This window comes from Falsiroseomonas selenitidurans (genome assembly GCF_012103215.1).
GTDB lineage: Bacteria > Pseudomonadota > Alphaproteobacteria > Acetobacterales > Acetobacteraceae > Falsiroseomonas > Falsiroseomonas selenitidurans.
Map to the genome: position 1 here is coordinate 57,169 of NZ_JAAVNE010000026.1, position 18,799 is coordinate 75,967.

Annotated in this window: 18 protein-coding genes; 9 read left to right on the forward strand and 9 right to left on the reverse strand. The window is 71.2% G+C overall.

Annotated features, from left to right (window positions below):
* Nucleotides 1-128: 128 nt before the first annotated feature.
* Nucleotides 129-1,544: an adenosylhomocysteinase gene (gene ahcY, locus HEQ75_RS16270; protein ID WP_168032485.1), complete on the reverse strand. Its 1,416-nt coding sequence runs from the start codon at nt 1,542-1,544 to the stop codon at nt 129-131.
* A 202-nt stretch (nt 1,545-1,746) separates the two neighbouring features.
* Here ahcY and HEQ75_RS16275 point away from each other — a divergent pair, with 202 nt between their 5' ends.
* Nucleotides 1,747-2,589, forward strand: a complete 843-nt coding sequence (locus HEQ75_RS16275) for a hypothetical protein (RefSeq protein ID WP_209318605.1) — start codon at nt 1,747-1,749, stop codon at nt 2,587-2,589.
* An 11-nt stretch (nt 2,590-2,600) separates the two neighbouring features.
* Here the strand turns inward: HEQ75_RS16275 and HEQ75_RS16280 are convergent, their stop codons facing one another.
* Complete coding sequence (locus HEQ75_RS16280) at nt 2,601-3,431, reverse strand: NADPH-dependent oxidoreductase (RefSeq protein WP_168032487.1); 831 nt, start codon at nt 3,429-3,431, stop codon at nt 2,601-2,603.
* A 136-nt stretch (nt 3,432-3,567) separates the two neighbouring features.
* Between HEQ75_RS16280 and purH the strand changes: the two genes are divergently transcribed.
* From purH to HEQ75_RS16315, 7 genes are all read left to right on the forward strand, one after another.
* Complete coding sequence (gene purH, locus HEQ75_RS16285) at nt 3,568-5,142, forward strand: bifunctional phosphoribosylaminoimidazolecarboxamide formyltransferase/IMP cyclohydrolase (RefSeq protein WP_168032489.1); 1,575 nt, start codon at nt 3,568-3,570, stop codon at nt 5,140-5,142.
* Between the two features lie 96 nt (nt 5,143-5,238).
* On the forward strand, nt 5,239-5,847 hold the full coding sequence (locus HEQ75_RS16290; protein ID WP_168032491.1) for a carbonic anhydrase: 609 nt from the start codon (nt 5,239-5,241) through the stop codon (nt 5,845-5,847).
* Nucleotides 5,848-5,976: 129 nt separating this feature from the next.
* Nucleotides 5,977-6,951 carry a DNA recombination protein RmuC gene (locus HEQ75_RS16295; protein ID WP_235961789.1) on the forward strand — a complete coding sequence of 325 codons (975 nt, stop codon included), beginning with the start codon at nt 5,977-5,979 and terminating at the stop codon, nt 6,949-6,951.
* Between the two features lie 10 nt (nt 6,952-6,961).
* Nucleotides 6,962-8,227, forward strand: a complete 1,266-nt coding sequence (locus HEQ75_RS16300; protein WP_209318606.1) for a NupC/NupG family nucleoside CNT transporter — start codon at nt 6,962-6,964, stop codon at nt 8,225-8,227.
* The gene (locus tag HEQ75_RS16305) at nt 8,224-8,613 is read left to right on the forward strand and encodes a RidA family protein (RefSeq protein ID WP_168032493.1); all 390 of its coding nucleotides are present in this window, start codon (nt 8,224-8,226) and stop codon (nt 8,611-8,613) included. The genes HEQ75_RS16300 and HEQ75_RS16305 overlap by 4 nt, the downstream gene beginning before the upstream one ends.
* Nucleotides 8,613-9,956 (forward strand): aspartate aminotransferase family protein, encoded by a 1,344-nt coding sequence (locus HEQ75_RS16310; RefSeq protein WP_168032495.1) that lies wholly within the window; start codon nt 8,613-8,615, stop codon nt 9,954-9,956. The genes HEQ75_RS16305 and HEQ75_RS16310 overlap by 1 nt, the downstream gene beginning before the upstream one ends.
* 73 nt (nt 9,957-10,029) lie before the next feature.
* The gene (locus HEQ75_RS16315; protein ID WP_168032497.1) at nt 10,030-10,218 is read left to right on the forward strand and encodes a CsbD family protein; all 189 of its coding nucleotides are present in this window, start codon (nt 10,030-10,032) and stop codon (nt 10,216-10,218) included.
* A gap of 115 nt (nt 10,219-10,333) precedes the next feature.
* On the opposite strand, the gene HEQ75_RS16320 is transcribed toward HEQ75_RS16315, so the two are convergent.
* The 3 genes from HEQ75_RS16320 to HEQ75_RS16330 all read right to left on the reverse strand — a co-directional run bounded on the left by HEQ75_RS16320 (nt 10,334) and on the right by HEQ75_RS16330 (nt 12,902).
* The gene (locus tag HEQ75_RS16320) at nt 10,334-10,906 is read right to left on the reverse strand and encodes a nucleotide exchange factor GrpE (RefSeq protein WP_168032499.1); all 573 of its coding nucleotides are present in this window, start codon (nt 10,904-10,906) and stop codon (nt 10,334-10,336) included.
* 179 nt (nt 10,907-11,085) lie between these two features.
* The gene (locus tag HEQ75_RS16325; protein WP_168032501.1) at nt 11,086-12,546 is read right to left on the reverse strand and encodes a methyl-accepting chemotaxis protein; all 1,461 of its coding nucleotides are present in this window, start codon (nt 12,544-12,546) and stop codon (nt 11,086-11,088) included.
* Nucleotides 12,546-12,902, reverse strand: a complete 357-nt coding sequence (locus tag HEQ75_RS16330) for a hypothetical protein (protein ID WP_168032503.1) — start codon at nt 12,900-12,902, stop codon at nt 12,546-12,548. Before HEQ75_RS16330 ends, HEQ75_RS16325 begins: the two co-directional genes overlap by 1 nt.
* Before the next feature lie 102 nt (nt 12,903-13,004).
* Between HEQ75_RS16330 and murJ the strand changes: the two genes are divergently transcribed.
* Entirely contained in the window at nt 13,005-14,546 is a 1,542-nt protein-coding gene (gene murJ, locus HEQ75_RS16335; protein WP_168032505.1) for a murein biosynthesis integral membrane protein MurJ, read from the forward strand.
* Nucleotides 14,547-14,683: 137 nt separating this feature from the next.
* Here the strand turns inward: murJ and rpsO are convergent, their stop codons facing one another.
* From rpsO to infB, 4 genes are all read right to left on the reverse strand, one after another.
* Nucleotides 14,684-14,956: a 30S ribosomal protein S15 gene (gene rpsO, locus HEQ75_RS16340; RefSeq protein ID WP_168032515.1), complete on the reverse strand. Its 273-nt coding sequence runs from the start codon at nt 14,954-14,956 to the stop codon at nt 14,684-14,686.
* A gap of 23 nt (nt 14,957-14,979) precedes the next feature.
* The gene (truB, locus tag HEQ75_RS16345) at nt 14,980-15,996 is read right to left on the reverse strand and encodes a tRNA pseudouridine(55) synthase TruB (RefSeq protein WP_168032517.1); all 1,017 of its coding nucleotides are present in this window, start codon (nt 15,994-15,996) and stop codon (nt 14,980-14,982) included.
* A 58-nt stretch (nt 15,997-16,054) separates the two neighbouring features.
* Nucleotides 16,055-16,501, reverse strand: coding sequence for a 30S ribosome-binding factor RbfA (rbfA, locus tag HEQ75_RS16350; protein WP_168032544.1), 447 nt, complete (start codon nt 16,499-16,501; stop codon nt 16,055-16,057).
* A 130-nt stretch (nt 16,502-16,631) separates the two neighbouring features.
* Nucleotides 16,632-18,799: translation initiation factor IF-2 (gene infB / locus HEQ75_RS16355; protein WP_168032519.1), on the reverse strand; the 2,168-nt coding region annotated here is incomplete at its 5' end.

Sequence of the window (18,799 nt, forward strand, 5' to 3'; positions counted from 1 at the left end):
TCCCCTTTCGGGAAAGCAATCACAAAAAAGTCAGGCCCACAAGCAACCTGCTACAGGCATCGGCAGGGCGCCGGGATGCCGGGGCGGTCTCGCAACGCGCCCGGCTTTGCCGGGCGCGCCGAACCGCCTCAGTAGCGGTACTGCTCGGCCTTGAAGGGGCCCTGCTGCGGCACGCCGATATAGCCGGCCTGCTGGGCGGAGAGCGTGGTCAGCTTCGCGCCCACCTTGGCCAGGTGCAGCGCCGCCACCTTCTCGTCCAGGTGCTTCGGCAGCACATAGACCTTCTTCTCGTACTTGCCCGGGTTCGCCCACAGCTCGATCTGCGCCAGCGTCTGGTTGGTGAAGCTGGCGGACATGACGAAGGAGGGGTGGCCCGTGGCGTTGCCCAGGTTCACCAGCCGGCCCTCGGACAGCAGGATGATGCGCTTGCCGTCGGGGAACTCGATCTCGTCCACCTGGGGCTTCACATTGTCCCACTTGTAGTTGCGCAGCGCCGCGACCTGGATCTCGCTGTCGAAGTGACCGATGTTGCAGACGATGGCGCGGTGCTTCATGGCGCGCATGTGGTCGGCGTTGATCACGTCCACATTGCCCGTGGCGGTGACGAAGATGTCGGCCACCGGCGCGGCATCCTCCATCGTCACCACCTGGTAGCCTTCCATGGCGGCCTGCAGAGCGCAGATCGGGTCGACCTCGGAGACCATCACGCGGCAGCCGGCGTTGCGCAGGCTGGCGGCGGAGCCCTTGCCCACATCGCCGAAGCCCGCGACCATGGCGACCTTGCCGGCCATCATCACGTCCGTGCCGCGGCGGATGGCGTCCACCAGCGATTCACGGCAGCCATACAGGTTGTCGAATTTCGACTTGGTGACGCTGTCATTCACGTTGATGGCCGGGAACAGCAGCTTGCCTTCCTTCGCCATAACGTACAGGCGGTGCACGCCCGTCGTCGTCTCCTCGGACACGCCGACGATGTTCTTTGCCAGCTCGGCGAACCAGCCGGGCTTTTCCACCAGGCACTGCTTGATGAGGGCGAAGAAGACTTCCTCCTCCTCATTCGTCGGCTTCTCCAGGAAGGCGACGTCGCCCTGCTCGGCACGCAGGCCGTAATGCACCAGCAGCGTCATGTCGCCGCCATCGTCCAGCAGGACGTTCGGCGTGCCGCCATCGGCCCATTCCAGGGTCTTGCGCACATAGGCCCAGTATTCCGGCAGCGTCTCGCCCTTCACGGCGAAGACCGGGGTGCCGGTGGCGGCGATGGCGGCCGCGGCGTGGTCCTGCGTCGAGAAGATGTTGCAGGAGGACCAGCGGACATCGGCGCCGAGATGCTTCAGCGTCTCGATCAGCACCGCGGTCTGGATGGTCATGTGCAGGCAGCCGGCGACGCGGGCGCCCTTCAGCGGCTGGCTGGCGCCGTATTCGGCGCGCACCGCCATCAGGCCGGGCATCTCGTCCTCGGCCATGTTGATTTCCTTGCGGCCCCAGCCGGCAAGCGACAGGTCCTTGATGATGAAGTCCTGGGTCTGGCCGTGGGCGTCGGGCATGGGAAATCCTTCGAGGGACACTGGAAACAGGCTGCGAGCGCTGTAGCAGGCGGCAGGGAGGAGGCCAAGCGATTTCCCGTCAGTCATAAGGATATCTTTATATCCGATGGCGCGGACGCAGAGTGGCGGTCGTCACCGCCGCGGGTCTAGGCTTCCCGGCGACGCGCCAACGGGCGCGTCCCACAAGCAGACGAGGAAACCCATGTCCCTGAACCCGTTCGGCCGGCGCCTGGCGCTGGCCTGCGCTGCGATGCTCGCCCTGGCCATCGCGCCCGCCGGCGCCCAGACCCGGCCGCAGGTGCGCGACCTGGGGGCGGAGGCGCCGCGCTCCGCCATCTACATCGGCAATAGTTTCTTCTACTATAACAACAGCATGCATGGGCATGTGAACAGCATGATCCGGCTGGCGCCGCCGCCCGCCCATGCCGGCTTCGCCACCAGCTCCGTCACCATCAGCGGCTCGGGCCTCAACTGGCACGATGTGGAGAGCTATTTCCGGCCGAACGCGCTGCGGTCCTATTCCTTCGACCGGCAGAACAACATCGTCTTCAACACCAATGATCGCCTGTACGAGATCGCGATCATGATGGATTGCAGCCAGTGCCCGATCCATCCGCGCCTCAGCGGGCTGTTCGCCGAATATGCCCGCAAGCACAGCGAAACGGTGCGCCGGCACGGGGCGCAGCCGGTGTTCTTCATGTCCTGGGCCTATGCCGACAAGCCAGAGATGACCCAGCAGCTGGCGGAGGCCTACACGGTGGCCGGCAACGCCAACAACGCGCTGGTCATTCCCGCCGGCCTCGCCTTCGCCCGGGCCATCGCGGAGCGGCCGGCGCTGAACCTCTATGTGGCGGATAAGCGCCACCCCAGCCTGGCCGGCACCTACCTGGCGGCGGCCACCACCTATGCCGCGCTGTTCGGCCGCTCGCCGGAGGGCAACCGCCACACGGCGGGGCTGGACGCGGACACGGCGGCCTTCCTGCAGCGCACCGCCTGGGCGACGGTGCGCGACTATTACGGGGAGCGTCGCGCGGCGGCGAACTGAGCCGCCCGCACCTACTTCAGCGGAAAGCCCAGCGCCGTCAGCGCCTCGCGCATCCGGTGCCGCCCCGAAAGCCCGGCGGCGGTGCCGACGCGGCTCATCATCCGCTGTGTCCAGTCCTGCTGGCCCATCCCCTGGGCCAGCGAGAAATCGCCCAGCGCCTTGTCGTAGCCGGTGATGGCCGGCTGTTCCTCCGCCACCTGGTACTGTTCGCGGTGCAGCACCAGGGATTGCGGCAGGCGGGGCTTCACCGCGCCCTGCACCGCCGGGTGGCCCACCGCCATGCCGAAGCAGGCAAAGGCGTTGGGCGGCAGGTTCAGCTCGGCCGAGACCTGTTCCGGATGCTGCCGCAACTGGCCGACATAGACGGTGCCGAGGCCGAGGGATTCCGCCGCCACCAGCGCGTTCTGCGCCGCCAGCGCGGCATCGACCAGCGCCACCATGAAGGCTTCCAGGTAGTCCAGCCCCTCCATCTTCTTCTGGTGCGCCTCGCCCAGCCGAACCAGGCGGGAATTGTCGGCGATCCAGCACAGGAACAGCGGCGCCTGGCGGATGAAGCCCTGGCGGCCGGACAGGTCGGCCAGCCGGCCGCGCCGCGCCGCATCCTCCACCGCCACCACGGACCAGGCCTGCAGGTTGGAGGAGGTGGGGGCGGATTGCGCCGCGGCCACCAGCGTCTCCAGCGTGCCGGGCGCCAGCTTCTGGTCGGTGAAGCTGCGGATGGAACGGTGGCCGAGCAGCGTCTCCAGCACCGGGTTCGTCGCCTCCAGCGCCGTCTCCGGCCCCTGGCCGGCGCCGTAGCGGCCCTGCACCTGCTCCAGCGGATTCGCCGCGTCCCTGTCCATGCCCGACCCCTGCGCTCGTGTTGCGCCTGCCTATCGTGAAGCCATGCCGCTGGTCCAGGCCTGCCACACGGTCTCGGGCGTTGAAGCGGCCCCGCGGCGGGTCCATACCGCGGCGACATTGCTCGCAGGCTTCCAGATGTCCGAACCCGTCCCGGTCCGCCGCGCCCTGCTCTCCGTCTCCGACAAGACAGGCATCGTCGAATTCGCCCGCGTCCTGGTGGCGCAGGGGGCGGAGATCCTCTCCACCGGCGGCACCGCCCAGGCGCTGCGCATTGCCGGCCTGCCGGTGAAGGATGTCTCCGACTTCACCGGCTTCCCGGAAATCCTCGACGGGCGGGTGAAGACGCTGCTGCCGCAGGTGCATGGCGGGCTGCTCGGCCGGCGCGACCTGCCGGAACACCAGGCGCAGATGGCGCAGCACGCCATCCAGCCGATCGATCTGGTGGCGGTGAACCTCTACCCCTTCGAGGCGACGGTCGCCCGCGGCGCCGCCTTCGAGGATTGCATCGAGAACATCGACATCGGCGGCCCGGCGATGATCCGCAGCGCCGCCAAGAACTTCGCCTCCGTCGTCGTGGTGACGGAGCCGGCGCAGCTGGCGGAGGTGCAGGCCGAGCTGGCGCAGGGCGGCACGACGCTGGCGCTGCGCCGCCGGCTGGCGCAGGCCGCCTTCGCCCGAACCGCCGCCTATGACACGGCCATCGCCACCTGGTTCGCCGGCCAGAACGGGGAGGCCTTCCCGCCGCGCCTGGCCTTCGCCGGTGTGCTGCGCCAGACGCTGCGCTATGGCGAGAACCCGCACCAGCAGGCCGGCTTCTACGCCGATGGCAGCTTCCGGCCGGGGCTGGCCACCGCCGCCCAGGTGCAGGGCAAGGAGCTGTCCTACAACAACCTGAACGACACCGACGCCGCCTTCGAATGCGTGGCGGAGTTCGAGGACCCGGCGATCGTCATCGTCAAGCACGCCAACCCCTGCGGCGTCGCCACCGCGGGCGATCTCGGCGCCGCCTGGGACCTGGCGCTGCGCTGCGACCCGGTCTCCGCCTTCGGCGGCATCGTCGCCGCCAACCGGGTGCTGGACGCCGCCGCGGCGGAACGCATCACCGCGATCTTCACGGAAGTGGTGGTGGCGCCGGATGCGGATGAAGCCGCGCGCGCCATCTTCGCCCGCAAGAAGAACCTCCGCCTGCTGCTGACCGGCGCGCTGCCGGACCCGGCGGCGGCAGGGCTCACCTTCAAATCGGTCGCCGGCGGCTTCCTGGCGCAGTCGCGCGATGCCGGGCGGGTGCTGGCCGCCGATCTGCGCGTGGTGACGCAGCGGGCGCCGACGCCGGCGGAGCTGGCGGACCTGCTGTTCGCCTTCCGCGTCTGCAAGCATGTGAAGTCCAACGCCATCATCTATGCCAAGGGCCTCGCCACGGTCGGCATCGGCGCCGGGCAGATGAACCGGGTGGAAAGCAGCCGCATCGCCGCCTGGAAGGCGGAGGCCGCGGCCAAGGCCGCCGGGCTCGACCGGCCGCTGGCGGAAGGCTCCGTCGTCGCCTCCGACGCCTTCTTTCCCTTCGCGGATGGGCTGGAGACGGCCGCCGCCGCCGGCGCCACGGCGGTGATCCAGCCGGGCGGGTCGATGCGCGATGCGGAAGTGATCGCCGCGGCGGACAAGGCCGGCCTCGCCATGGTCTTCACCGGGATGCGGCATTTCCGGCATTAATGAGAAAACTTTCATCTTGAGCCTCGGCCGGGGTTTGAACGCAACCGCCCCGGACCCATCTCGGCCCGCGACCGACACCAGGAAGGGCCCGCCCGCATGAACCGCCTCCTCGACGGCTATCGCCGCTTCCGTGCCGAGACCTGGCCGCAGGAACGCGCGCGGTTCGAGGAGTTGGCGGCGCGCGGGCAGAGCCCGCACACCATGGTCATCGCCTGTTCCGACAGCCGCGTGGACCCGGCGGTGATCTTCGGCGCCGGGCCGGGGGAGCTGTTCGTGGTGCGCAACGTGGCCAATCTGGTGCCGCCCTGGCAGCCGGACAGCGCCTATCACGGCACCAGCGCGGCGCTGGAATTCGGCGTGCGGGTGCTGCAGGTCTCCAACCTGATGGTGATGGGCCATGCCATGTGCGGCGGCGTCACCGCCCTGCTGCGCGGTGCGCCGCCGGAAGCGCGGGACTTCGTGCCGAACTGGATGCGCATCGCCATCCCGGCGCGCGACAAGGTGCTGGCCTGCACCCCGGCCGAGGCGGCGCAGGAAGCCTGCGAGTTGGAAGCGGTGCGCCTGTCGCTGGCCAATCTGATGACCTTCCCCTGGGTGACGGAGGCGGTGGCGGAAGGCAGGCTGGTCCTGCATGGCGCGCATTTCGGCGTGGCCACCGGGCGCCTGATGCTGCTGGGCGATTCGGGCGACTTCGCGCCGGCGTGAGGGGGCTGTAGCCAGGGCGCGCGGCGGGGTGCCAAGCTGGCGGGCCCTGCCACGCGATTCGGGGAAGGATCGCCCCTGCCCGACTGGCTGCCGCCCACGCTGATCGCCGCCGCCTTCGTCCTGGCGGCGTTGCTGCTGTTGCTGGCGCTGCGCGGCCGCGGCGCCGACCAGATGGCGCGGCTGGGCGCGATGATGGAAGGCCTGGCCGCCGCCCAGGACCGCCTGGCGCGGCAGAACGAGGAAAGGCTGCGGGACCAGGAACGCAGCCTGGCCGCGCGGCTGGACCAGGCCGCCGCCCGCGCGCAAGACAGCGCCGGCGCCATCCAGCAGCGCCTGGCGGTGATCGACGCGGCGCGCGCGAACATGGAGGCGCTGGGCAGCCAGGTGGGCGCCCTGGCCGCGGTGCTGGGCAACAAGCAGGCGCGCGGCGCCCTGGGCGAGGTGCAGCTGCGCGACCTGGTGGCGGACCGGCTGCCGGCTTCCGGCTATGCCTGGCAGCACACCTTGTCGAACGGCACGCGCTGCGACTGCCTGATCCACCTGCCCTTCCCGCCCGGCCCCATCGCCGTGGACAGCAAATTCCCGCTGGAAGCCTGGACGGCCCTGCAGGAGGCGGCCGAGCCCGCCGCCCGCACCCTGGCCACCCGCCGCTTTGTCCAGGACATCCGCCGGCACGTTGCCGACATCTCGCAGAAATACCTGATCGCGGGGGAGACGGCGGAGGCCGCGCTGCTGTTCCTGCCGTCGGAGGCCGTGCACGCCACGCTGCATGCCAGCCATGGCGATCTGGTGGCGGAAGCGGCACGGCGCGGGGTGCACATCGTCGGGCCCTCCACGCTGTGGGCGGTGCTGAACACCATGCGCGGCCTGCTGCGCGATGCCCGCCTGCAGGATGAGGCGCGGCGCATCCGGCATGAGGTGGAGGCGCTGGGCGAGGAGACGGAGCGGCTGGAACGCCGCATCGCCGCCCTGCGCGGGCATTTTTCCAGCGTCCAGCAGGATCTGCGGGAGATCGAGCTGACCGCGGAGAAGATCGTCCGCCGCGGCGCGGCGATCCGCGCGCTCGACATCCCCGACCCGCCCGCTGCCCGGGCCGCCGAATGAGGTGCCCCCGATGAGCCTGCTGCAACTGCAATCCGGCGCCGGCCTGCTGGCCATGGCGGCGCTGGCCTGGGTGCTCGGCGGCTGCCACCGGCAGGTGCGCAAGCGCGTGGTGGTGGCAGGGCTGGGGTTGCAGGTCCTGCTGGCGGCAGCGCTGCTGCACATCCCGCCGCTGCGCGCCGGCTTCGCCCTGCTGGGCGATGCGGTGGGCGCGCTGGCGGCGGCGACGCGGGCCGGCACCAGCCTGGTCTTCGGCTATCTCGGCGGCGCGCCGCTGCCCTTCACGGAGCCCTTCCCCGGCGCCGGCTTCGTCCTGTTCTTCCAGGGGCTGCCGCTGGTGCTCGTCATCGGCGCGCTGTCCGCCGTGCTGTACCACTGGCGCGTCATCCCCCTGGTGGTGGAGGCGCTGGCCCGGCTGCTGACGCGCGCCTTCGGCCTGGGCGGCGCCGCCGGCTTCGCCACCGCCGCCAATGTCTTCGTCGGCATGGTGGAGGCCCCGCTGCTGGTCCGGCCCTGGCTGGCGCGGCTGACGCTGTCGGAGCTGTTCGTGGTGATGACCGCCGGGCTGGCCACCATCGCCGGCAACATGCTGGTGGTTTATGCGGTGATGCTGGGGCCGGTGGTGCCGGATGCGGCCGGGCAGCTGCTGACCGCCAGCCTGATTTCCGCCCCCGCCGCCGTGCTGGTGGCGCTGCTGATGCGCCCGCGCCTGGAATCGGACCCGCCCGCGGCACCGGAACAGGCGGCGCAGGCGCCACGGCTGTATGACAGCACGATGGAGGCGCTGGTGCGCGGCACCGGCGATGGGCTGACGCTGCTGCTGGGCATCATGGCCAGCCTGATCGTCTTCGTCGCGCTGGCCGCCCTGGCCAACATGCTGCTGGAGCCGCTGACCGGCCTGACCCTGCAGCTTCTGGCCGGCTTCGCCTTCTGGCCGCTGGCCCATGCCATGGGCGTGCCGGCCGAGCATGTGGCGACGATTGCCGCCGCGCTCGGCACCAAGGTGGTGGTGAACGAGTTCGTCGCCTTCCTCGAACTCTCCACCACGGCGGGCCTCGGCCTGGATGCCAGGTCGCGGCTGATCCTGGTCTATGCGCTGTGCGGCTTCACCAATTTCGGCTCGCTCGGCATCATGCTGGGCGGCATGGCGGCGATGTGCCCGGAGCGGCGGGCGGATATCGTGAAGCTCGGCCTGCCCGCCCTCGTCTCCGCCAGCCTGGCCTGCTGCATGACGGGGGCGGTGGTGGGGCTGCTGACCGCACCAGGGGGAATGCCATGAGTTTCGAGATCCTGGGCCCGCCGCCCGCCGGCTCCCCCCGCCCGTTCAGCGAGGCAACACGGGCCGGCGGCCTGGTCTTCGTCTCCGGCCATTCCGCGCCGCACGACCCGGCGAACGGGGTTCACCGCGGCGCGACCCCGGCCGAGGAGGTGCGGAACGCGCTGGGCAAGGTGGCCGCCATCCTGGAAGGGGCCGGCAGCGGGCTGGACCGGGTGGTGCAGATGACCATGCTGATCACCGACCCGGCCGACTACGCCGCGCTCAATGCCGAATATGTGAAGCACTTCCCGGGCGGCCTGCCGGCGCGGCACACGGCACGCTTCGGCGTGCCGACGGACGCCCGCGTCGCCTTCGCCTGCATCGCTCTGGCCGGAGAGTCCACCTGATGCGCTCACGCCTCATCCAGCGGAACCTCCGCGCCGATCCGCCCCTGGCCCTGCGGGGCGAAGGCATCTTCCTGCATGATTCCAACGGCCGGACCATCATCGACGGTTCCGGCGGCGCGGCCGTCGCCTGCCTCGGCCATGGCCATCCCCGCGTGCTGGAGGCGATGGCCGCGCAGATGGCGAAGCTCACCTACGCCCACACCGCGCTCTATTCCTGCGAAAGCGCGGAGGCGCTGGCCGATCTGGTGCTGGAGGGCGAGCCGGGCGGCCTGGCGCAGATGTATCTCTGCTCCTCCGGCTCCGAGGCGGTGGAGGCCGCGCTGAAGCTGGCGCGGCAGCATTTCGTGGAGATCGGCCAGCCGCAGCGCCGCCACTTCATCGCCCGCCGGCAGAGCTACCACGGCAACACGCTGGGCGCGCTGGCCGCCGGCGGCAACATGATGCGCCGGGCGCTGTACCAGCCGATCCTGTCCGACGCCTTCCACCATGTCTCGCCCTGCTACGCCTACCGGGAGCGTGCGGCGGGGGAGGATGAGGCGGAGTATGTGGCGCGGCTGGCGGCGGAGCTGGAGGCGGAATTCCAGCGCCTCGGCCCCGACAGCGTCGCGGCCTTCGTGGCGGAGCCGGTGGTGGGCGCGACGCTGGGCTGCGTCACCGCCCTGCCCGGCTATTTCGCTGCCATGCGCGCGGTCTGCGACCGCCACGGCGCGCTGCTGGTCTTCGACGAGGTGATGTGCGGCATGGGCCGCACCGGCACCCTGCATGCCTGGGAACAGGAAGGCGTGGCGCCGGACATCCAGGTGGTGGCGAAGGGGCTGGGCGGCGGCTACCAGCCGATCGGCGGCTTCCTGGCCAATCGCCGGGTGATGGACCCGATCCGCGACGGCTCCGGCGGCTTCATGCATGGCCACACCTACCAGGCCCACCCCATGGCCGCCGCCGCCGCGCTGGCCGTGCAGCAGGTGATCCGGGAGGAGAAGCTGCTGGACAATGTCCAGGCCATGGGCGCGCTGCTGGAGGCGCGGCTGGTGGACCGCCTGGGCAACCATCGCCATGTCGGCGACATCCGCGGCCGCGGCCTGTTCTGGGCCGCCGAATTCGTGGCCGACCGGGCCAGCAAGGCGCCCTTCGACCCGGCGCTGAGGCTGAACGACCGCATCAAGCAGGAAGCCTATGCGCGCGGCCTGGCCTGCTACCCCATGGCCGGCACGATCGATGGGCGGCGCGGCGACCATGTGCTGCTGGCGCCGCCCTACATCGCGACGGAGGCGGACATCGAGGCGATCGTCACCCGCTTCGGCGATGCGGTGGACGCCGCCCTGGCCAACCTGCCGGCTTCGTAACAAACCGATCCTTCCGCAACGCGTTCAATCCCCGAGACCGGCCACAGGGCCGGCCCGAGAAGGAGCGACGCAGATGGACAAGGATCGGATCAAGGGCGCAGGCAACCAGGCCAAGGGCGCCGTGAAGCAGGGCATCGGCGAGTTGACCGGCGATGCCAAGCTGGAAGCCGAGGGCCGGATGGACAAGGCCAAGGGCAAGGTCCAGTCCGCCGTGGGCGGCGCCAAGGATTCAGCGCGCGAGGCGGTCGACGACAAGGCCTGAATTTCCCTCAGGCGCCCGGCGGCCGCTGAACGCGGCCGCACCCGGGCCGCTCGACCGGCACCTGCCGGCGTTCGCGTTTGCGCCGGCTACTTGCCGGCGTTCGCGTTTGCGCCGGCTACTTGCCGGCGACGACCACCATGGCGGGCTTGAGCAGCCGGCCATGCAGCGTCCAGGCGGGCGTCCATGCCTGGATGACGGTCCCGGGTTCGACGCCTTCCGGCGCCGGCTGCTCCGCCATCGCCTGGTGCAGCTCCGGGTCGAAAGCCTTGCCGGTCGCTTCCACCCGGGCGACGCCATGGCGCTCCAGCATGGCGACGAAGGCGCGTTCCACCCCTTCGAAGCCGCCCCGCAGCTTGCCGAGCAGGGGGGCCTCCTCCTCCGCCGGCGGCGGCAGGCTGTCCAGGCCGCGGCGAAGATTCTCCGCCGTCTCCACCACGTCGCGGGCGAATTTCTGCACGGCGTAGAGCCGCGCATCCTCGGCCTCGCGCTTGGCACGGCTGCGCAGATTCTGCATCTCCGCCTCGGCGCGCAGCCATTTGTCGCGCATCAGCACAACCTCCGCCTCCAGCGACGCGATGCGTTCGGCATCGGTCTGCGGTGCGGTCTGGGCGCCGGTGACGCTGTCGGCCTCGATGTCGGCGGGCGTGTTGGCCGGAGCCGGGTTCGGCGTGTCCTGGGTATCGCTCATGGATCGGGCGTTCTGACTCGCAGATGGGGGGTGGACGCCCTGCCCCGGGGGCGGGACGCCGGACCGCCCTCCACCTAAGCGTCCCGCCGCGGCGCGGCAAGGACCCCCGCCGCCCTGCGGCATGACCTCGCGCCGCCGCGCGGCAGCCCATCACGCCGCGGCGCCATGTCGCGCCAGGATCAGGCGGCCCGCAGCCCGGTCACGATCGTCTCCAGCGCCCCGCGCAGCGCCACCGCGCCCTCATCAAGCGTCCGTGCCGTCGCATCCAGTTGCTCGACGGAGCGCGCCGTGGCCTGGATCGCGCCCTCCGCCCGCTGCACCGCCCCGGCCGCGCGTTCCGTGCTCTGCGCCACCAGCGCGGCGGTGCCGGCAATGCTGCGGGTCGCCTCGCCCTGCTGCTCCACCGAGGCCGCCATCTCCGCCGCCGTGGATTCCAGCCCGGCGACCACCGAGACGATGCCACGGATGGCCAGCACCGCTTCGGCCGTCGCCGCCTCGATGCTGTTCGCCTGCCGGCCGATCTCCTCTGTCGCCTGGGCCGTCTGGGCCGCCAGGACCTTCACCTCGCCCGCCACCACGGCGAAGCCCTTTCCCGCCTCACCCGCGCGGGCCGCCTCGATCGTCGCGTTCAGGGCCAGGAGGTTGGTCTGGTTGGCGATGGCGCCGATCAGGCGCACCACCTCACGGATCCGCACCGCCCCCTCGGCCAGGCCGGACACCGTGGCATCCGTGCTGCGCGCCCGATCGGCGGCGGCGCGCGCGACATTGGCTGCCGCCGCCACCTGGCGCGTCACCTCCTGCACCGAGGCCGCCAGCTCCTCCGACGCGGCCGCCACGGTCTGCACGCCGCTGGCGGCTTCCGAGGTGGCATGCGCGGCGGCCTGCGCCGCCTCCGTTCCGCTGCGGGATGCCCCGGCCAGGTCCTTCGCCGCCCCGCCAAGGCCGAGGGAGGCCGTCGAGACGCGCCCGGCGACGCTGCCGATCTCGTCCTCCACCCGGGTGGCCAGGGCGGCGCGGCCCTGCTGCGCGGCGGCGGCTGCCTGGGCTTCCAGCGCCTGGCGCCGCGCCTGTTCCGCGGCCTCCCGCTCGCTTGCGGCCTTGGCCTCGGCCAGGGCCGCGGCGGCGGTGGCGGACGCCGTTTCCAGGCGCCGCAGCACCAGCAGCAGCGCCGCGGCTTCCGCCACCAGGATCCCGGCATGCAGGGCCACCCGGCCCAGCGAGCCGGCGCCGCCGAACACTGCCATGGGCGCCAGCTGGTTCAAGGCGGTATGGTGCAGCGCGACCGTCAGCGCCGCGAGCAGGATGGCGCGCAAATCCACCAGCCCGGCGAGCATGGCCAGCGCCGCGAAATAGGCCATGTGCAGGTCGATCCGCAGCCCGGTGGGCACCACCCAGACCAGGACGGAAACCTGCACCATCAGCGCCACCGCGATGGTCTGCCGCGCCGCCGGCCGCGCCACATCGCCCTGCGCCGCTGCCAGGGCCGCGAGCGCGCCCAGCAGCGCGAGGCCGGTGCCGCCCCACTGTTCCGCCGATCCGCCGCCGGACAGCAGGGCGATCGGCAAGGTGGCAACCGCCAGCGCGCCCAGCAGCGCCAGCAGAACCCGCGCCGTTCCTCGGCGCAGCAGATCCAGATCCATCAGCCGTCTTCCTGTCCTGATCCAGTCGGCGCCCCGCAGGGCGCGCCGGCGCCCCGCATCATGACCCACACCCCGCGCACGGGACCCGCCGCCCCACCCGGCCCTGGCACCGCGACGGCCAGGGTCAGCGGCCCGATCCGGCGTGTCGCCAGGGGTCGCCAGCCATCGGCCTGCAGCACGCGCCGCATCGCCGCCGCCTCGGTCAGCCCGGGCGGGAAGACCAGCGTCACCGCCTCGCCCTGCCGCGGCAGCGCCTGGGCCAGCGCCAGACCCGCGGTCGCGCCCAGCAGCAGCAGCCAGGGAAGGGAAGCGGTGCGGTCGATACGGGCCGCGCCGGCAGGGTTGCGGTTCGCCATGGCGCAGCCTGACGCAGCGACGCTAATCGCGACTTAACCGGCGCCGCGATGGCCTGCGGCGCCCCGGTTCCAGGCGGTCCGGTTCCAGCCTACACAGGCCGAATGTTGCGCAGCGTCTTCACCGTCGGCGGCTGGACCATGGCGAGCCGGATCCTCGGCTTCGCCCGGGACATGCTGATCGCCTCCCGGCTTGGCGCCGGACCGGTGGCGGATGCCTTCTTCATCGCGCTGAAACTGCCGAACCTGTTCCGGCGCCTGTTCGGCGAAGGCGCCTTCAACGCCGCCTTCGTGCCCGCCTTCGCCGGCAGCTTCGCGCTCGACGGGCCGGCCAAGGCACGGGCGCTGGCCAATTCACTCGCCGGGCTGATGACCATCTGGCTGTCCGCCCTGGTGCTGCTGGGCATCGTCTTCATGCCGCAGCTGCTGTTCGTGCTGGCCCCGGGCTTCGTGGGGGAAGCCGTACGCTTCCCGCTGGCGGTGGAGCTGACGCGGATCACCTTCCCCTATCTGCTGTTCATTTGCTTGGCGGCGCTGGTCTCCGGCGTGCTGAACGGCATGGACCGCTTCGGCGCCGCGGCGGCGACGCCGGTGCTGTTCAACCTGGTCGCCATGGCCGCGCTGCTCGGGCTCACCCCCTATGTGGCGACGCCCGGCCATGCGCTGGCCTGGGGCGTGCTGGCCTCCGGCGTGCTGCAGCTCGGCCTGCTGCTGGTGGCGGTGCGGGCCGCCGGCCTCGCCATCAGCCCGCTGAGCCGCCCGGTGCTGACGCCGGAGGTGCGCGGCGTGCTGCGCCGGATGGGGCCGGGGCTGGTGGGGGCGGGGGTCACCCAGCTCAACCTCGCCATCGACATCATCCTGGCCTCGCTGCTGCCGGCCGGCGCGGTCAGCTACCTGTACTACGCGGACCGGGTGGCGCAGCTGCCGCTGGGCGTCATCGGTGCCGCGGTGGGCACGGCGCTGCTGCCGCTGCTGGCGCGGCAATTGCGCACCGGGCGGCGGCTGGCGGCGCATCGCAGCCAGAACCGCGCCATCGAGCTGTCGCTGGCCTTCGCCCTGCCGGCGGCCTTCGCCATCGCCATCTCGGCCGGGCCGATCATCACCACCCTGTTCGAGCGCGGCCAGTTCGATGCGGCGGCGGCGGCGGCGACCGCCGGCGCCCTGGTGGCCGGCGCCATCGGCCTGCCGGCCTTCGTGCTGGTGAAGGCGCTGACGCCCGGCTTCTTCGCCCGCGGCGACACGGCGACGCCGGTGAAGGTGGGCATCCTGGTGGTGGTGCTGAACCTGGCGCTGAACCTGGCGCTGATCCCGGTGCTGGCGCATGTCGGCATCGCGCTGGCGACCTCGATCGCCGCCTGGATCAACGTGGCCATCCTGGGGGCGCTGCTGGTGCGGCGCCGGCAATTCCGCGCCGACCGCCGGCTGCGCCGCACCGTGCCGCGGCTGCTGGCGGCGGCGGTGCTGATGGCGCTGCTGCTGTGGGGGCTGGGCGCGCTGCTGTTCCCGGTTGCCGGCACGCTGCCGCGTTTTGCCGCGCTGGCCGCCCTGATCCTGGCCGGCCTGGTCACCTATTTCGGTACGGCGCAGCTTCTGGGCGGGCTCGACCTGCGGGAGGCGCTGCGGATGCTGCGGCGCCGGTCGGGCTGAGGCACGACGCCGCGCGCCCACCCAGACGCAAAGACCCCGCCGAGGCGGGGTCTGCGGTGTCGAACAAAGAAGACCCCGCCGAGGCGGGGTCTGTCGCGCGAAACAGAAAAGACCCCGCCAAGGCGGGGTCTTTCACATCAGCGGCGCAGGCCGAGCCGGCCGATGAGGCTCTCGTAGCGCTTCTGGTCCTTGCGCTTCACATAGTCCAGCAGGCCACGACGCTGGCCAACCAGCACCAGCAGGCCGCGGCGGCTGTGGAAATCCTTCGGGTGGGCCTTCAGGTGTTCCGTCAGCATGGACACGCGGGCGGAGATCAGGGCGACCTGGACCTCCGGGCTGCCGGTGTCGCCGGGCTTGGTGGCGTATTCCTTGATGAGCGCCGCGCGCGCCTCGCTCGTGATCGTCGACATCGGATATCCTTCCAGGTCGGGGTTCAGTCCTCGCCGCCCGCCCCTTGCCCGGAATCGAGCTGGATCAGCCTTTCAGGCTGCATCCAGCCGCTCTCCAGCCGGCAGAGGCCGAGCAGACGCTCCCCCGCCATCGCGCGCAGCAGGCCCCCTTCGGGATCGGCTTCACGGGGAACGCGCCCCATCAGTTCCACCAGGCTGATCGCCTGGCCCTGATGAAGGCGTGCGGCCTCCTCTCCTGTGACGGCCAGTGCCGGGATGTCGGCCAGCGCGGTCGTCACCGGAAGCAGGAGGTCCGGGGAAGGGGAGGGCATATCGCCGTTTCCGATCAGCCTGTCCAGCGGAATCGCGTGCTCCTCGCGGAACGGGCCGACGCGCAGCCGGCGCAGCGCGATGATGTGCCCCACCGAGCCCACCGCCCGCGCCACATCCCGGGCCAGGGAGCGCATGTAGACGCCCTTGCCGGACTGGACGTGGAAGATGGCGGTGTCGGCATCCGGCCGGGCGATCAGGTCGAACCGGTCGATCCGCGCCGGGCGCGCTGCGATCTCCACCAGCTGGCCTTCGCGCGCCAGGTCATAGGCACGCTCGCCACCGATCTTGATGGCGGAATAGGCGGGCGGCACCTGCATGATCTCGCCGCGGAAGGCCGGCAGCACGGCCTCGATCTCCGCGTCCGTCGGCCGGACCTCGCTGGTCGCGACGACCTGGCCGTCGGCGTCGTCGGTGTCCCGCGCCTCGCCGAACTTCAGGGTGAAGTTGTAGGTCTTGGTGCCGTCCATGACATAGGGCACGGTCTTGGTGGCGGCGCCGAAGGCCACCGGCAGCAGGCCGGTCGCCAGCGGGTCCAGCGTGCCGCCATGGCCCGCCTTCTGCGCGTCGAAGGCGCGCTTCACCTTGTTCACCACATCGGTGGACCCGATGCCCGAGGGCTTGTCGACGATCAGCCAGCCATCGAGCGCGCGGCCCTTGGGCTTCCTGTGCCGATGGCGGCCGCCGCCCTTCGGGCCGCCCTGCCTGCCACCATCCTGACGCTGATTCATCCGCTGCTCCGATCCGGGCGGCGCTGCTAGCATGGAATTGTCATGCAGGGCAGGCAGGTCAGTCGCGCGATTCAGGGTCCGGCTGCGAGGCGGGCTCGGCGGGCTTGGACAGATCCTGCTGCACCACCGGGTCCTGCATCACCTTGCTGATATGCATGGCGTAGTCCAGCGCCGTGTCCGGCTGAAAGTGCAGTTCCGGCGCCACGCGCAGCCGCACCGCCTTGGCCACCTGGGTGCGCAGGAAGGGCTGCACCCGCTTCAGCGCGGCGAACTGCGCCGGCGTCAGATCCTTGCCGAGCCCGCTGACGAAGGCCGTCATGTGCTTGAGGTCCGGGGAGGCGCGCACCTCCGTCACCGTCACCTTCAGGTCGAACAGGTCGGGGTCGCGGAATTCCTCCCGCACGAAGACGGCGGACAGGGCATGGCGGATTTCCTCCGCCACGCGCAGCTGCCGCTGGCTCGGCCCCTCCGGCCCCGCCTTGCGGACGGAGGGGGTGCGGTCCATGGCGGATTTCGTATCGCGCCGCGGCGTCTCCGCGGCATCGCGGGTCCTGCGAGGCATCTGTGCATTTCCTTGACAAGAAAAGGGGCGCGGCGTCTCCGCCGCGCCCCCTGATCTGCGGCCGTGGCTGGCGTCAGAGCGTGCCGGCGACCGTCTCGGTCTCGTAGCACTCGATCTGGTCGCCGACGCGGATGTCGTTGTAGTTCACGAAGGACATGCCGCATTCGTAGCCGTTGGTGACTTCCTTCACGTCGTCCTTGAAGCGACGCAGTGTCGAAAGCTCGCCCTGGTGGATGACGGTGCCGTCGCGCAGCAGGCGCACGCCACAGCCGCGCTTCACCACGCCTTCCGTCACGCGGCAGCCCGCCACATTGCCGATGCGCTTGACCTCGAAGACCTGAAGGATCTGGGCGTAGCCCAGGAACTTCTCCCGCTGCACCGGCGCCAGCTTGCCGCGCACCAGCTCCTCGATGTCGTCCGCCACCTCGTAGATGATGGAGTAGTAGCGGATCTCCACGCCGTCCCGCGTCGCCAGGTCGCGCGCCTGGGTCGTGGCGCGGACGTTGAAGGCGACGATGACGGCGTTGGACGCCTTGGCCAGCTGGATGTCGCTTTCGGTGATCTGGCCGACCGCCGAATGCAGCATCCGCACCCGCACTTCCTCGTTGCCCAGCTTGCCGAGCGTGACGGAGATGGCCTCCGCCGAGCCCTGCACGTCGGCCTTGACGACGACGGCCACTTCCTTCTGCGCGCCCGCCTGGATGCGGGCCAGCATGTCGGACAGGCTGCCGCGGCCGGCGCTGATCGCCGCCACCTGCTTCTCCCGCAGCTTGCGCTGGCGGAATTCGCTGATCTCGCGCGCCTGGGTCTCGTCCTTCACCGCGACGAAGTTCTCGCCGGCGGTGGGAACACCCGACAGGCCAAGGATCTCGACAGGCAGGGAGGGCGGGGCCTCCTTCACCTGACGGGCCTTGTCGTCCAGCATGGCGCGGACCTTGCCCCATTCGGCACCGGCCACGACGATGTCGCCGGTCTTCAGCGTGCCCTTCTGCACCAGCACGGTGGCGACGGGGCCACGGCCGCGGTCCAGCCGGCTTTCGATGACGGTGCCTTCGGCGGCGCGTTGCGGATTGGCCCGCAGGTCGAGGATCTCGGCCTGCAGGGCAATCGCCTCCAGCAGCTTGTCCAGGTTGAGCTTCTTGGTGGCGGAAACCTCGATTTCCTGCGTCTCGCCGCCCAGGCTCTCGACCACGATCTCGTGCTGCAGCAATTCCTGCTTCACGCGCTCCGGCCGCACCCCTTCCTTGTCGATCTTGTTGATCGCCACGATGATCGGCACGTTCGCCGCCTTCGCATGGCTGATCGCCTCGATCGTCTGCGGCATCACGCCGTCATCGGCGGCCACCACCAGCACCACCATGTCCGTCACGCTGGCGCCGCGGGCGCGCATGGCGGTGAAGGCGGCGTGGCCCGGCGTGTCGATGAAGGTCACCTTCTGCCCGTCGGGCAGCATCACCTGATAGGCGCCGATATGCTGCGTGATGCCACCGGCTTCGCGCGCCGCCACATCGGCCTTGCGCAGCGCATCCAGCAGGCTGGTCTTGCCGTGGTCGACATGGCCCATGATCGTGACCACCGGCGGCCGCGGCAGCATGTCCGTGTCGGTGTCGACCTCGCCTTCCAGACCGATCTCGACGTCACCTTCCGCCACGCGGCGGACGCGGTGGCCGAATTCCTGCACCACGAGTTCCGCCGTGTCGGCGTCGATCGACTGGGTCAGGGTCGCCATCACGCCCATGCGGAACAGGGCCTTCACCACTTCGCCGCCACGCGCGGCCATGCGGTTCGCCAGTTCCTGCACGGTGATCGCTTCCGGCACCACCACGTCGCGCACCACGCGCTCCGTGCCGGAACGCAGCCGGGCGAGTTCCTGCTGCCGCCGCTCCCGCTCCCGCGCCCGGCGGACGGAGGCGATGGAGCGCGTGCGCTCATCCTCCCCCTCGATCGCGGCGGAGACGTCGATGCGGCCGTCGCGGCGGCGATCGCCGCCGGGGACCAGGGACTTCTTGACCGCCGGCAGCGCCGGCTTCTTCACGGCCCCGGTCGGGCCGGGCATGCCGGGGCGGCGGACGACGCCGCGCGGCGCCTCCTCATCCTCGGCGGTCGGCGTGCGGGCCTTCAGCGTCAGCTTCGCGGCCGGCGTCTCGCTGGCCGGGGCAGCGGCCGGTCGGGCCGCCACGGGCGCGCCGGGCGCCGGCGGGGTGGCCGGGCCGCCGAGCAGGGTCAGGCCCGAGGTGTCGG

What these genes read in the sequence shown, in the direction of transcription:
- HEQ75_RS16315 (WP_168032497.1), top strand. Translation starts at nt 10,030, where the DNA reads ATGGACAAGGATCGGATCAAGGGCGCAGGCAACCAGGCCAAGGGCGCC.
- HEQ75_RS16310 (WP_168032495.1), top strand. Translation starts at nt 8,613, where the DNA reads ATGCGCTCACGCCTCATCCAGCGGAACCTCCGCGCCGATCCGCCCCTG.
- murJ (WP_168032505.1), top strand. Translation starts at nt 13,005, where the DNA reads ATGTTGCGCAGCGTCTTCACCGTCGGCGGCTGGACCATGGCGAGCCGG.
- truB (WP_168032517.1), bottom strand. Translation starts at nt 15,996, where the DNA reads ATGAATCAGCGTCAGGATGGTGGCAGGCAGGGCGGCCCGAAGGGCGGC.
- purH (WP_168032489.1), top strand. Translation starts at nt 3,568, where the DNA reads ATGTCCGAACCCGTCCCGGTCCGCCGCGCCCTGCTCTCCGTCTCCGAC.
- HEQ75_RS16290 (WP_168032491.1), top strand. Translation starts at nt 5,239, where the DNA reads ATGAACCGCCTCCTCGACGGCTATCGCCGCTTCCGTGCCGAGACCTGG.
- ahcY (WP_168032485.1), bottom strand. Translation starts at nt 1,544, where the DNA reads ATGCCCGACGCCCACGGCCAGACCCAGGACTTCATCATCAAGGACCTG.
- HEQ75_RS16275 (WP_209318605.1), top strand. Translation starts at nt 1,747, where the DNA reads ATGTCCCTGAACCCGTTCGGCCGGCGCCTGGCGCTGGCCTGCGCTGCG.
- rbfA (WP_168032544.1), bottom strand. Translation starts at nt 16,501, where the DNA reads ATGGACCGCACCCCCTCCGTCCGCAAGGCGGGGCCGGAGGGGCCGAGC.
- HEQ75_RS16280 (WP_168032487.1), bottom strand. Translation starts at nt 3,431, where the DNA reads ATGGACAGGGACGCGGCGAATCCGCTGGAGCAGGTGCAGGGCCGCTAC.
- HEQ75_RS16325 (WP_168032501.1), bottom strand. Translation starts at nt 12,546, where the DNA reads ATGGATCTGGATCTGCTGCGCCGAGGAACGGCGCGGGTTCTGCTGGCG.
- rpsO (WP_168032515.1), bottom strand. Translation starts at nt 14,956, where the DNA reads ATGTCGACGATCACGAGCGAGGCGCGCGCGGCGCTCATCAAGGAATAC.
- HEQ75_RS16300 (WP_209318606.1), top strand. Translation starts at nt 6,962, where the DNA reads ATGAGCCTGCTGCAACTGCAATCCGGCGCCGGCCTGCTGGCCATGGCG.
- HEQ75_RS16305 (WP_168032493.1), top strand. Translation starts at nt 8,224, where the DNA reads ATGAGTTTCGAGATCCTGGGCCCGCCGCCCGCCGGCTCCCCCCGCCCG.
- HEQ75_RS16330 (WP_168032503.1), bottom strand. Translation starts at nt 12,902, where the DNA reads ATGGCGAACCGCAACCCTGCCGGCGCGGCCCGTATCGACCGCACCGCT.
- HEQ75_RS16320 (WP_168032499.1), bottom strand. Translation starts at nt 10,906, where the DNA reads ATGAGCGATACCCAGGACACGCCGAACCCGGCTCCGGCCAACACGCCC.